The 11948-nt window shown below is 73.6% G+C and carries 11 protein-coding genes; 3 read left to right on the top strand and 8 right to left on the bottom strand.

The window, feature by feature from the left end:
- Nucleotides 1-45: 45 nt before the first annotated feature.
- Both D7M15_RS03305 and D7M15_RS03300 read right to left on the bottom strand, forming a co-directional pair.
- Nucleotides 46-462, bottom strand: a complete 417-nt coding sequence (locus D7M15_RS03305) for an STAS domain-containing protein (protein WP_121516107.1) — start codon at nt 460-462, stop codon at nt 46-48.
- Nucleotides 459-1331 carry an STAS domain-containing protein gene (locus D7M15_RS03300; RefSeq protein WP_121516106.1) on the bottom strand — a complete coding sequence of 291 codons (873 nt, stop codon included), beginning with the start codon at nt 1329-1331 and terminating at the stop codon, nt 459-461. Before D7M15_RS03300 ends, D7M15_RS03305 begins: the two co-directional genes overlap by 4 nt.
- Nucleotides 1332-1621: 290 nt before the next feature.
- Between D7M15_RS03300 and D7M15_RS03295 the strand changes: the two genes are divergently transcribed.
- Nucleotides 1622-1786 carry a hydrophobic protein gene (locus D7M15_RS03295; RefSeq protein ID WP_121516105.1) on the top strand — a complete coding sequence of 55 codons (165 nt, stop codon included), beginning with the start codon at nt 1622-1624 and terminating at the stop codon, nt 1784-1786.
- Between the two features lie 76 nt (nt 1787-1862).
- Here D7M15_RS03295 and D7M15_RS03290 read toward each other — a convergent pair whose 3' ends face one another.
- From D7M15_RS03290 to D7M15_RS03280, 3 genes are all read right to left on the bottom strand, one after another.
- Entirely contained in the window at nt 1863-3488 is a 1626-nt protein-coding gene (locus D7M15_RS03290; RefSeq protein WP_121516104.1) for a glycoside hydrolase family 43 protein, read from the bottom strand.
- A gap of 108 nt (nt 3489-3596) precedes the next feature.
- Nucleotides 3597-4811, bottom strand: coding sequence for an acyl-CoA dehydrogenase family protein (locus tag D7M15_RS03285; protein WP_121516103.1), 1215 nt, complete (start codon nt 4809-4811; stop codon nt 3597-3599).
- 6 nt (nt 4812-4817) lie between these two features.
- Entirely contained in the window at nt 4818-5840 is a 1023-nt protein-coding gene (locus D7M15_RS03280) for a phosphotransferase family protein (RefSeq protein WP_121516102.1), read from the bottom strand.
- 185 nt (nt 5841-6025) lie between these two features.
- On the opposite strand from D7M15_RS03280, the gene D7M15_RS03275 reads away from it, so the two are divergent.
- On the top strand, nt 6026-7372 hold the full coding sequence (locus tag D7M15_RS03275) for an enolase C-terminal domain-like protein (RefSeq protein ID WP_121516101.1): 1347 nt from the start codon (nt 6026-6028) through the stop codon (nt 7370-7372).
- Between the two features lie 66 nt (nt 7373-7438).
- Here the strand turns inward: D7M15_RS03275 and D7M15_RS03270 are convergent, their stop codons facing one another.
- Together D7M15_RS03270 and D7M15_RS03265 are read right to left on the bottom strand one after the other, a co-directional pair.
- Entirely contained in the window at nt 7439-7771 is a 333-nt protein-coding gene (locus D7M15_RS03270) for a DUF202 domain-containing protein (RefSeq protein WP_121516100.1), read from the bottom strand.
- Nucleotides 7768-8166 (bottom strand): DUF202 domain-containing protein, encoded by a 399-nt coding sequence (locus D7M15_RS03265; RefSeq protein ID WP_121516099.1) that lies wholly within the window; start codon nt 8164-8166, stop codon nt 7768-7770. The genes D7M15_RS03270 and D7M15_RS03265 overlap by 4 nt, the downstream gene beginning before the upstream one ends.
- Before the next feature lie 125 nt (nt 8167-8291).
- On the opposite strand from D7M15_RS03265, the gene D7M15_RS03260 reads away from it, so the two are divergent.
- Complete coding sequence (locus D7M15_RS03260; protein ID WP_121516098.1) at nt 8292-9971, top strand: FAD-binding dehydrogenase; 1680 nt, start codon at nt 8292-8294, stop codon at nt 9969-9971.
- Nucleotides 9972-10061: 90 nt separating this feature from the next.
- Here the strand turns inward: D7M15_RS03260 and D7M15_RS03255 are convergent, their stop codons facing one another.
- The gene (locus tag D7M15_RS03255; RefSeq protein WP_121516097.1) at nt 10062-11861 is read right to left on the bottom strand and encodes an acyl-CoA dehydrogenase; all 1800 of its coding nucleotides are present in this window, start codon (nt 11859-11861) and stop codon (nt 10062-10064) included.
- Between the last annotated feature and the right edge of the window lie 87 nt (nt 11862-11948).

The following is an 11948-nucleotide window of genomic DNA, read 5'->3' as shown; positions in this document are numbered from 1 at the left end:
CGTCGGCGGACTCCCCGCCGTGGTGTGCTTCCTCTCCGGGGTGCGTCACGCCCGCGGCTCCGCGGGGAGCGCGTCGGACTGCCGCCACCCGAGCGAGGCCATGCCCTCTTCGGCGTTCAACGCGGTCTCCACTCCCGTGAGTTCGATGCCGAGTTCCACCAGGGTGATGGCGACCGGCGGGCGCATGCCCGCGACGATGACGCGTGCGCCGAGGAGCTGGGCCATGGTGCTCAGCTCCATCAGCGCGCGCGCCACGAACGAGTCGATGATGTCCACCCGCGAGATGTCCAGCAGGACGCCGCGCGCCCCGTCCTGCGCGATGCGCGCCGTCAGCTCCTCGGCGAGCGCCAGCGCGGAGGAGTCGTCCAGCTCGCCGAGGAGGCCGGTGACGAGCACGTCCCCGAGCCGCAGGATCGGCACCGTCGAGACACGGGCGCGCGCGCCCTCGCGGTACGGGCTCACGGGTGCTCCGGGGCGTACGGCGCGCGCTGGCCGGTGAGGCCCATCGCGGTCTCCAGCGCGTCGGCCAGCGTGGCGCGCGTCTGGATGCCCGACAGGTCGATGCCCAGCTGGACGATGGTCTGCGCGATCCCGGGCCGGATGCCGCTGATCACGCAGTCGGCGCCCATCAGGCGTACGGCCTTCACCGTCTGCATCAGGTGCTGCGCGACGGAGGTGTCCACGGTCGGCACGCCGGTGATGTCGATGATCGCGACGGCGGCCTCGTGCTCCTGGATCGCCTCCAGCAGGTTCTCCATGACGACCTGGCTGCGGGCGGTGTCCAGGTTGCCGATGAGGGGTACGGCGAGGATCTCCCGCCACAGTTGGACGACGGGCGTCGACAGCTCCATGAGCTGCCGGTTCTGTCTGCGGATGATCTCCTCGCGGCCCTCGACGTACGTCTCGAAGGACAGCGCCCCCGCGGCGTCCACCAGCCGGTTCACGACCCGTGCGACGGCGAGGGAGCCGCGGGTGTCGAGGGACTCCTCGGCCACGCACGCGAGCAGGGCCTCCTTCAGCGACAGCACCGCCAGCGACGTGGCCGTGGGCGAGGTGCCCGCGCGTGCCCTGCGCATCGACAGGTCGGTCACCGCGTCGTGGAGCTGGCGGTGCTGCGCGACCACCCGCTCCACGGGCAGGTCGCCGGCCAGGCCGGAGCTGAGCGCGGCCACCAGCGCGTCCGCCTCCTCGCGCAGCTCGTCCTCCGCGAGCCCGCCGCCGACCTCGCCGCGCTCCATCTGCACCTGCACCCAGCGTTCGGCGATGGCCGTCTGCTGCCGCTCCAACACCCCCGTCAGGATGGAGCGCGCGCTGGCCTCACTGCGGTTCATGGATGCACCTTCCGTGTCGCTCCGTGGGCCCCACGCAGCTCTTTCGCGCCGCCTGCTCGTGCCGCACCTGTCTCGCCCCTGTTCCGTGGCCGCCACCTGCGACGGTCACCGGAGCCGATCGTACCCAGCGCCGTACGCGGGCAAGGGCGGACGGGCTCGCGCGCGCGGCGGCGCCCGCGTACAGGCGGTCGTGTGCCCGCTACGGGCCGGACAACTCCTGCCGATTTCCCGGCCGCTGGGGGACTGGTCGCGCGCTGCGGGGGCACTCGACGGCGCGGAGGTCGGTAAACATGGTTCCCCTGTTGCTCGTTCTGCTGCTCGCCCTGGTGCTCTTCGGCGCGGGTTTCGCACTGAAGGCCCTGTGGCTGATCGCGGTCCTCGTCCTCGTCCTCTGGCTGGCCGGGTTCTTCATCCGGCCGAAGGGGCGTACGGGCGGCCGCTGGTACCGCTGGTAGGCGCCCCGGTCGTAGGGGGCGCACGGACACGACGGTCCGGCCCGTGGCACGCGCCACGGGCCGGAGGCGTGTCCGCTCAATGCCGCCCGGCGCCGAGGGGTTCGACGGCCAGGTCGTCGAACGCGGCGAGCGGGCGGTCCGGGTCCGTGCCGTCCCCGGCGCCGACCCGTACGCCGTCGCCGCCCGTGGTGTGGGCGTCGTCGGTGACGCTGACCACCGGCTCGGCCAGGTCGTCCACGTACACCCGGAGGTCCGTGCCGACGGCCTCGACGCGCACCCGGTGCCGTTCCCCGGCGGCCACGTCCAGGGGCGCGGTGGCGAGGGTGGTGCGCCCGTCCGCGTCGGACGCGGAGAGGGTCACGGCGTCGGTGGTGAGCGTCGCGGAGTAGCCCCGGAAGCCGTCGGGCCCGCTGCCGCCGTCGCCGGTACGGAACACCAGGCCCGCTTCGGCGCCCTCCTGCGCGAGGGTGACGTCGCCCTCGTACGCGAGGTCCGCGAAGTCCGTGTCCTGGAGCGTCAGCCCGGCGGACGCGGAGGTGCCGGTGAGGACGTCGCCCTCGGCGTTCCACGCGGCGTCGCCGTGCGGCTTCCAGCCGACGGTGTTGCCGTCGTCGAAGTTGTCCCGCACCTTCATGGTGACGGGCCGGATGGCGCCGTCGTCGGTGAACTCCATGCGTTCGTACGCGAGAGCGCGGTGGTTGCCGTCGGTCTCGCTGAGCGGGCGGCGGTGGTAGAAGAGGTACCAGATGTCCGTACCGGGCACGTTGACCACCGAGTTGTGGCCGGAGCCGCGCGCGACGGACGGGTCCTGCTCCAGTACGCGGCCGACCTTGCGGAAGGGGCCGGTGGGGGAGTCCGCGGTGGCGTAGGAGACCGAGTAGTCCGGGCCGGTCCAGCCGCCCTCGGACCACATCAGGTAGTACGTGCCGTCCCGCTGGAACATCAGGGAGCCCTCGGTGTAGTTCTCCGGGGTGATCTCCCTGAACGTGGTGCCGTCCTCGAACGTGCCGAGGCTGGTCATGTCGTCGTTGAGCTTCACGACGTTCGCGTGGCCGTGCCCGCCGTAGTACAGGTACGCCTGGCCGTCGTCGTCGATGAAGACGTCCTGGTCGATGGGTTGCGCGCCGTTGTGGAAGGCGCCGATGAGCGGTTCGCCGAGCGCGTCCTCGTACGGTCCCTCGGGCCGGTCCGCGACGGCCACGCCGATGCCGCCGACCTCGGAGTCGTCCTGGATGTCGTTGGCGCCGAAGTAGAGGTAGTACCTGCCGTCGCGCTCGACGGGTGCCGGTGCCCACAGGGCGCGCTTCGCCCACGGGACGTCCGCGATGTCGAGGACCTTCGCGTGCTTCGTCCAGTGCACCAGGTCGGTGGAGGAGAAGGCGTCCAGGTAGGTCTGCTCGTCGTACGGGCGGGACGTCGTGGGGTACATCCAGTACGTGTCGCCGTAGCGGGCCAGGTCCGGGTCGGCGTACCAGCCGTCGACGAGCGGGTTGCCCGCCTCGGCCGTCGTGTAGTCCAGGTCGGCGGCGGTGCCGGTCCGTACGGGGGCCGCGCTGGCAACGTTGTCGGTACGGGCGTCGGCGCGGGTGTCGGAGGCGGCTGACGGGTCGGCGGGGGCCGTGCTGTCGGCCGTCGCGGCGGCCGGCAGGCCGAGCAGCAGCGCGGCGGCCAGCGCCGCCGAGCAGGCGCGGAGTCTTCGCATCGGGGGAGCCCTTCGTGGCGGGAGGGTGCGTCGGTCCGTGCGGGGGCGCCCGCCCGCGCCGCCCGGCCGGGAACGGCGCGGGCGGCGCGGACGGGCAGCCGTCCACCGTCACTCGTACCGCTTCAGCTCCCGCCGCGCCAGGGAGCGTTGGTGGACCTCGTCGGGTCCGTCGGCCAACTGGAGCGTCCGCGCGCCCGCCCACAGCTCCGCGAGCGGGAAGTCCTGGCTGACGCCGCCCGCCCCGTGCAGCTGCACCGCGCGGTCCAGGATGCCGACGACCGCCCGCGGCGTCGCGATCTTGATGGCCTGGATCTCGGTGTGCGCCGCCCGGTTCCCGCCGGTGTCCATCAGCCAGGCCGTCTTGAGCACGAGCAGCCGCAACTGCTCCACCTGCACGCGCGCGTCCGCGATCCACTCCCGTACGACGCCCTGCTCCGCGAGTTGCTTGCCGAACGCCGTACGCGACACCGCCCGGCGGCACATCAGCTCGATGCCGCGCTCGGCCATGCCGATCAACCGCATGCAGTGGTGGATGCGGCCGGGGCCCAACCGGGCCTGCGCGATGGCGAAGCCGCCGCCCTCCTCGCCGATGAGGTTGCGGGCGGGGACGCGCACGTCGTGGAAGACCACCTCGGCGTGGCCGCCGTGCCAGTGGTCCTCGTAGCCGTACACCCGCATCGCCCGGCGCACCTCGACGCCCGGGGCGTCACGGGGCACCAGGATCATCGACTGCTGGCGGCGCGCGTCGGGGTGGTCGGGGTCGGTCTTGCCCATGACGATGAAGATCTTGCAGTTCGGGTTCATCGCGCCGGAGATGTACCACTTGCGGCCGCTGATGACGTAGCTGTCGCCGTCCCGGCGGATACGGGTCTCGACGTTCGTCGCGTCCGAGGACGCCACCTCCGGCTCCGTCATCGCGAACGCCGACCGGATCTCGCCGTTGAGCAGCGGCTCCAACCACTGCCGCCGCTGCTCGGGGTCCCCGAACTCCGCCAGCACCTCCATGTTCCCGGTGTCCGGGGCGGCGCAGTTGAGCGCCGGGGGCGCCAGCTGCGGGCAGCGGCCGGTGATCTCGGCCAACGGCGCGTACTGGAGGTTGGTCAGCCCGGCGCCGTACGTGCGGTCGGGCAGGAAGAGGTTCCACAGACCGTGCTTGCGGGCCTCCGCCTTGAGGTCCTCCACCACCTGAGGGGTGTCCCACGGCGATTCGAGCGCGGCGCGCTGCTCGGCGGCGACCGGCTCGGCGGGGTGGACGTGCTCGTCCATGAAGGCGAGCAGCTGGCGGCGCAGCTCCTCCGTACGGGCGTCGTATGCGAAGTCCATGTGGGCCTAGCCCTCCTGAAGGGTGGTGAGTCCGTGGTCGATCAGGGCGGGTACGAGTGCGCCGATGCGGTCGAAGCCGCGGCCGACGGTCTGGCCGAGGGTGTAGCGGTAGTGGATGCCCTCGGCGATGACGGCGAGCTTGAAGTAGGCGAACGCCGTGTACCAGTTGACGCGGGAGACGTCGCGCCCCGACACCTCCGCGTACCGCTCCACCAGCTCGCGCGGCGACGGGTGGCCGGGCGCGGAACGGGCGCTGGAGATCAGCGAGTCCGGCAGCTCGCGCTGGTCGCTGTACATCACCAGCAGACCGAGGTCGGTCAACGGGTCGCCCAGCGTGGACATCTCCCAGTCGAGCACCGCCGTGATCCGGCCGTCGGCGCGCGCCAGCACGTTGTCCAGCCGGAAGTCGCCGTGCACGACGGTGGGGCGGGGCGACTCCGGCAGCGACGCGCCCAGCGCGGCGTGCAGTTCGTCGACGTGCGGCAGGTCCCGGCTGCGCGAGGCGTCCAACTGCTTGCCCCAGCGCCGCAGTTGCCGCTCCAGGAAGCCCTCGGGCCGCCCGAAGTCCGCGAGCCCGACCGCCGCCGGGTCGAGGGAGTGCAGGGCGACGAGCGTGTCGGTGAGGGTGAACAGCAGCTCGCGCGTACGCTCCGGGCCGAGCGCCGACAGCTCCTCGGCGGTGCGGTACGGGGTGCCCTCGACGTGCTCCATCACGTAGAACGGCGCGCCCAGCACCTCCTCGTCGGCGCAGAGCAGCAGCGTCTCCGGCACCGGTACGGGTGTGCCGTGCAGCGCGCTGATCACGCGGTGCTCGCGCCCCATGTCGTGCGCCGTGGCCAGGACGTGGCCCAGGGGCGGGCGGCGCAGGACCCACGTGGAGTGGCCGTCGCTCACGCGGTACGTGAGGTTGGAGCGGCCGCCCTGGATCACCTCGGCGGTGAGCGGGCCGCGCGCGAGGTCCGGCCGTTCGCGGCCCAGATGGGCGGCGAGGCGCTCCAGGTCGAGCCCTGGCGGGTTGTCCTTGCTCATCGTGCGCGCTCCTCCTCCGGTCGCCGGTCCCTCCGGCCCGCTCCGATCATGCCGACTGGTCGGTATGACGTCCAGGGGTGGGGCCGGAGACGGTAGCCACAGGGGGTGCGGGCGGGGTGGCGGTACGGCGTCGGCGGGGGGGCGGCACCCTGGCCAACGGTCGTACACCTGAATACAGTTCACGTATGGATACCAGTGCGCACGTCGCCCGTACGGCACCGGGGCCGCTCGTCGAGGAAGTGCGGCTCACGCCCGTCCTCACCGCCGACCCGCCGCTGCTCAACGCGCACGGCGTCCACCAGCCGTACGCCGCGCGCCTCGTGATCGAGGTGGTCACGGCCGACGGCACGACCGGGCTGGGCGAGACGTACGGCGAGACCGCGTACCTAGGGCCCGCCCGCGCCCTCGCCGACGCCCTGCCGGGGCTGGCGGTCACCGACCTGAACGGGCTGGACGCGCTGGCCGAGGAGGTCTGCGGTACCGCGGCGGGCGCGGGGGACGGTACGGGCGACGGCGCCGGGGAGGCGGGCCTCGGCGGTGGCGGGCTGCGCGGTGTGCGGAACGCCGACAAGCTGCGGCTGTCCGTCGTCTCCGGCTTCGAGGTCGCCTTCCTGGACGCCCTCGGCAGGTCGCTCGGCCTGCCCGTGCACGCCCTGCTCGGCGGTCGCGTCCGGGACCGCGTCGACTACAGCGCGTACCTCTTCTACCGCTGGGCCGCCCACCCCGGCGGGCGCGGCGAACCGGACGACTGGGGCGACGCGCTCGACCCCGCTGGGATCGTGGCGCAGGCGCGGCGCTTCGCGGACACGTACGGCTTCCGCTCGTTCAAGCTGAAGGGCGGCGTCCTGCCGCCCGACGAGGAGATCGCCGCGATCCGCGCGCTGGCCCGCGAGTTCCCCGGGCGCCCGCTGCGCCTCGACCCCAACGGCGCCTGGTCGGTGGAGACTTCGCGGCGCGTGGAACGGGAGCTGCGGGAGGTGCTGGAGTACCTGGAGGACCCGGCACTCGGCACGCCCGCCATGGCCGAGGTCGCCGCGACGGCGCGGCTGCCGCTGGCCACCAACATGTGCGTCACCACGGTCCCGGAGCTGGCCCCGGCCTTCGCGTCGGGCGCCGTGCAGATCGTGCTCTCCGACCACCACTACTGGGGCGGGCTGCGCCGCACCCGCGAACTCGCCGCGATCTGCCGGGCGTTCGGCGTCGGCCTGTCCATGCACTCCAACACCCACCTCGGCATCAGCCTCGCCGCGATGACGCACGTGGCCGCCACCGTGCCCGACCTCGCGTACGCCTGCGACACCCACTACCCCTGGCAGACCGAGGACGTCCTCACCCGGCGGCACACGTTCGTGGACGGCGCGGTGGCGGTCTCCGACGCGCCCGGTCTCGGCGTCGAGCTGGACCGTACGGCCCTCGCGGCGCTGCACGCGCGGTGGCGCGCGGACGACGGCACCCTGCGCGACCGCGACGACGTGGCGGCGATGCGCGTGGCCCGCCCGGACTGGACCGCGCCGGAGGTGCCGCGCTGGTGACCGGGCCGGGGCGTACGGGTGCGGGGCGTACGGGCTCGGGGCCCGCCCGTACGGATCGCGCGGCCCTCAGGCCAGCAGCAGCATCCCGAGCAGCGCCAGCGCCAGCGTGCACCCCGTCGCCCACCGCACCGCGCGGCCCGCGCCCGGCCCCGCCGGGTCGGCGGAGAGGGTGTGGATACGGCGGTGCGCCACCGCGAGGAAGCAGAGCCAGACCAGCGCCGACGTCGCCGCCACCGCGTACGCCGACGGCCCGCGCGCCCCGTCCAGCACGCTCCGTACGCCCAGCGCCCCGGCCACCGCGAAGGCCAGCGTCGTACGCCGCCACGCCAGCCGGGTGCGCTCCGGCTGCGCGCCGCGGTCCCGCTCGTCGGCCGCCTCGGCGCCGTACGGCGTGCTCACGACCCCGCACGCCCCAGCAGCACCGCCGCCACCACGAGCAGCGCCGCCAGCGCCGTGGCCGTGCCGAGCAGCGCGGGGAAGCGGGTCGCGGGCAGGTCCTCGCCGCGGCGCATGGCGCGCTCGCAGCGCACCCAGTGGTTGACGGCGCGCAGCGCGCACAGCGCGCCGCCCGCGAGCAGCGCCAGCGAGATGGTCGTCCGCACGCCCCAGACCATCCCGGTGAGGAACTGGTCCACGGCCATCCCGCCCGCGACCAGCGCCAGGGCCGTACGGACCCAGGCGAGGAAGGTGCGCTCGTTGGCGAGGGAGAAGCGGTAGTCGGGAGTGCTGCCCTCCTGTTGGAGGCGCTGCGGGGCGAACCACAGCCGGAACGTCGCCAGAAACCGCTCGATCATGCCCCGAGCCTATGCCGGGCCCCTCCCCGTGCCGCGAAGGGCGCCCCCGGGGGTGCCGCCGCCGCGACGGAGAGGTTACTCTCCGGTCACCGACGCAGCCGCACGCGCAGAAGCAGGTGGGAAGCATGGCGTACGACGCCGACGTGATCGTGATCGGGGCCGGACTGGCCGGACTCACGGCCACAGCCGAACTCGTCGACGCCGGGCGGAAGGTGATCCTCCTCGACCAGGAGCCCGAGCAGTCCCTCGGCGGCCAGGCGCACTGGTCGTTCGGCGGTCTCTTCCTCGTCGACTCCCCGGAGCAGCGCCGTCTGCGCATCCGCGACAGCCGCGAACTGGCCTGGCAGGACTGGCTCGGCACCGCCGCCTTCGACCGCGACGAGGACCACTGGCCGCGCCGCTGGGCGGAGGCGTACGTGGACTTCGCCGCCGGGGAGAAGCGGTCCTGGCTGCGGCAGCAGGGCCTGCGGCTGTTCCCCGTGGTCGGCTGGGCCGAGCGCGGCGGCTACGACGCGACGGGCCACGGCAACTCCGTGCCGCGCTTCCACATCACCTGGGGCACCGGGCCCGGCGTGGTGGCGCCGTTCGCGCGGCGGGTGCGCGAGGGCGCCGCGCGCGGCCTCGTCGACCTGCGCTTCCGGCACCGCGTCACCGGGCTGGGCCGCAGCGCGGGCGGCCTCGACACCGTCACCGGCGACGTGCTGGCGCCCAGCGAGGCCGAACGCGGCACCGCCAGCGGCCGTGAGACCACCGGCACGTTCGAACTGCGCGCCCAGGCCGTGATCGTCACGTCGGGCGGCATCGGCGGCAACCACGAACTCGTACGCGCCAACTGGCCCGCGCGGCTGGGCACTCCGCCGGAGAAGCTGCTGTCCGGGGTGCCCGCGCACGTGGACGGGGAGCTGCTCGGCGTCACCGAGGCCGCGGGCGGCCGGATGATCAACCGTGACCGGATGTGGCACTACACCGAGGGCATCGAGAACTGGAACCCGATCTGGGCCCGGCACGGCATCCGCATCCTGCCCGGCCCCTCGTCGCTCTGGCTGGACGCCACCGGCAAGCGGCTGCCCGTGCCGCTCTTCCCCGGCTTCGACACCCTCGGCACGCTGGACCACATCATGCACACCGGCCACGGCTACACGTGGTTCGTGCTCAGCCAGAAGATCATCGAGAAGGAGTTCACGCTCTCCGGCTCGGAGCAGAACCCGGACCTGACCGGCAAGTCCGTACGCGACGTGCTCGGCCGCGCGCGGGCGGGCGCCCCGGGGCCGGTGCGGGCGTTCATGGAGCAGGGCGCGGACTTCGTCGTGGAACGCGAACTGCCCGCGCTGGTGCGCCGGATGAACGAGCTGACCGGGGACGACCTGATCGACGAGGCCGAGCTGCGCCGCGAGATCGTCGCCCGGGACCGGGAGATCGACAACAAGTACACCAAGGACCTCCAGGTCATGGCCGTACGGTCGGCGCGCGAGTACCTCGGCGACAAGCTCGTCCGGGTCGCTCCGCCGCACCGCCTGCTGGACCCGGCGGCGGGCCCGCTGATCGCCGTACGGCTGAACATCCTCACCCGTAAGACGCTCGGCGGCCTGGAGACGGACCTGTCCTCGCGGGTGCTGTCCGACGCGACCGAGCCCGACGGCGCGGACCGGGGCGAGCCCGTGCCGGGGCTGTACGCGGCGGGCGAGGCGGCCGGCTTCGGCGGCGGCGGGGTGCACGGCTACCGCTCGCTGGAGGGCACGTTCCTCGGCGGCTGCCTCTTCTCCGGCCGTGCGGCGGGCCGCGCCGCGGCGAAGGCCGTGGGCTGACCGGGCCCCGGGCCGAACGGACCCTGAGCTGACCGGGGCGCCCCACCGCCGTACGGCGGTGGGGCGCCCGTGCGTCCGTGCCGGTCGCGGTCAGAACCAGCCGGGGTCCGTGTCCAGCGTCGTCCGGTCCGCCGCCGCCAGCAGGTCGAACTGCGGTCCGGTGCGCGGCAGTTCGTGGCGGAAGAAGTACCGCGCCGCCTGCCGCTTGCCCCGGTGGAACGGCTCGTCGGCGGTCCCGCAGGCGAGGAACTGCTCCAGCCAGATCCAGGCCAGCACGGTGTGCCCGGCCGCCTCCAGGTACAGCGAGGCGTTCGCCAGCCGCGCGTCGGCCTCCGGCACCTCGTGCACCCGAGCCGTCACCTCGACCAACCGGTCGAGCGTCGCGCCCAGCCGGGCGCCCAGCTCGGCCGCCTCGCCGCCCTCGGCGGCGGCCCGCGCGGCCGTCGCCGCGACGACGCCGCGCAGCGCGTCCAGCCCGGCGCCGTCCGCCATGACGACCTTGCGGCCCAGCAGGTCGACGCCCTGGATGCCGTGCGTGCCCTCGTGGATGGGGTTGAGCCGGTTGTCGCGGTAGTGCTGCTCGACGTCGTACTCGCGGGTGTAGCCGTAGCCGCCGTGCACCTGGATGGCCAGGTCGTTGGCGGTCACGCACCACTGCGAGGGCCAGCTCTTGGCGATGGGCGTCAGCACCTCCAACAGCAGCCGCGCCCGCAGCCGTTCGGCCTCCGTCGCGGCGGTGCGCTCCTCGTCGACGAGCCGCCCGCAGTACAGGACCAGCGCCAGGGCCCCCTCGGCGTACGACTTCTGCGCCAGCAGCATCCGCCGTACGTCCGCGTGCTCCACCAGCGGGACCATCGGCGCGGCCGGGTCCTTCGAGCCGGGGACACGGCCCTGCGTACGGGTGCGGGCGTACTCCAGGGACTTGAGGTAGCCGGTGTAGCCGAGGGCCGCCGCGCCCGAACCGACGCCGATCCGGGCCTCGTTCATCATGTGGAACATGCAGGCCAGGCCCTGGTTCTCGGCGCCGACGAGCTGGCCGACCGCGCCGGGCGCGCCGCCCGGGGTCCACCGGCCCTCGCCGAGGTTGAGCAGGGTGTTGGTGGTCCCCCGGAAGCCCATCTTGTGGTTGAGCCCGGCGAGCGCCACGTCGTTCCGCTCACCGACCGCGCCGTCGTCCCCCACCAGGTACTTGGGCACGGTGAACAGCGAGATGCCGCGTACGCCGGGCGGCCCGCCGGGGACCTTCGCGAGGACCAGGTGCACGATGTTGTCGCCCAGCTCGTGGTCGCCCGCGGAGATCCACATCTTGTTGCCGAACAGCCGGTACGTGCCGTCCGGTTGGGGCTCCGCGCGGGTGGTGATGTCCGCGAGGGACGAGCCCGCCTGCGGCTCGGACAGGCACATCGTGCCGTGGAAGCGCCCCTCCAGCATCGGCCGGACGTACCGTTCGACCTGGTCCGGGGTGCCGTGCGCGAGCAGCAGCGCGGCGTTGCCCATGGTGAGCGACGGGTACGACCACATGCCGACGTTCGCCGCCTGGAACCACGCGAAGCACGCCGTGCTCACCGCGTACGGCAGCTGCATCCCGCCGACCTCGGCGTCCATGCTGCTCGCGATCAGCCCCGTCTTCGCGAACAGGCCGAGGGCCCGGCGCACCTCCGGGATCATCTCCACCCGGCCGTCGACCATGCGCGGCTCGTCGGCGTCGCCCGCCTTGTTGTACGGGGCGAACTGCTCGGCCGCGACCTCCGCCGCCAGGTCGAGCACGGCGTCGAACGTGTCGCGGGAGTGCTCCGCGAACCGCTCCCGGTCGAGCAGCGACTCGGTGCCGAGCCAGTCGTACAGCAGGAAGTCCAGGTCACGACGGGACAGCAGCAGGGAGGGCGTCATGCGGGCTCCGGTGGTCGGGGGACCGGCCGCCGCCTGCGGACGGACGCTCCCGGTGACGGGAAGGACGGTCCCGGTAATGTAACCGGC

The organism is Streptomyces sp. Z26 (assembly GCF_003665095.1).
In the GTDB taxonomy this organism is placed as follows: Bacteria; Actinomycetota; Actinomycetes; order Streptomycetales; family Streptomycetaceae; genus Streptomyces; species Streptomyces phytohabitans.
Note: the sequence above shows the minus strand (reverse complement) of the source record. Positions and strands in the feature narration are given on the sequence as shown.

Bases quoted from the DNA above. Each gene is read 5' to 3' on its own strand.
- D7M15_RS03300 (WP_121516106.1), bottom strand. From the start codon at position 1,331: ATGAACCGCAGTGAGGCCAGCGCGCGCTCCATCCTGACGGGGGTGTTG.
- D7M15_RS03295 (WP_121516105.1), top strand. From the start codon at position 1,622: ATGGTTCCCCTGTTGCTCGTTCTGCTGCTCGCCCTGGTGCTCTTCGGC.
- D7M15_RS03290 (WP_121516104.1), bottom strand. From the start codon at position 3,488: ATGCGAAGACTCCGCGCCTGCTCGGCGGCGCTGGCCGCCGCGCTGCTG.
- D7M15_RS03285 (WP_121516103.1), bottom strand. From the start codon at position 4,811: ATGGACTTCGCATACGACGCCCGTACGGAGGAGCTGCGCCGCCAGCTG.
- D7M15_RS03280 (WP_121516102.1), bottom strand. From the start codon at position 5,840: ATGAGCAAGGACAACCCGCCAGGGCTCGACCTGGAGCGCCTCGCCGCC.
- D7M15_RS03275 (WP_121516101.1), top strand. From the start codon at position 6,026: ATGGATACCAGTGCGCACGTCGCCCGTACGGCACCGGGGCCGCTCGTC.
- D7M15_RS03265 (WP_121516099.1), bottom strand. From the start codon at position 8,166: ATGATCGAGCGGTTTCTGGCGACGTTCCGGCTGTGGTTCGCCCCGCAG.
- D7M15_RS03260 (WP_121516098.1), top strand. From the start codon at position 8,292: ATGGCGTACGACGCCGACGTGATCGTGATCGGGGCCGGACTGGCCGGA.
- D7M15_RS03255 (WP_121516097.1), bottom strand. From the start codon at position 11,861: ATGACGCCCTCCCTGCTGCTGTCCCGTCGTGACCTGGACTTCCTGCTG.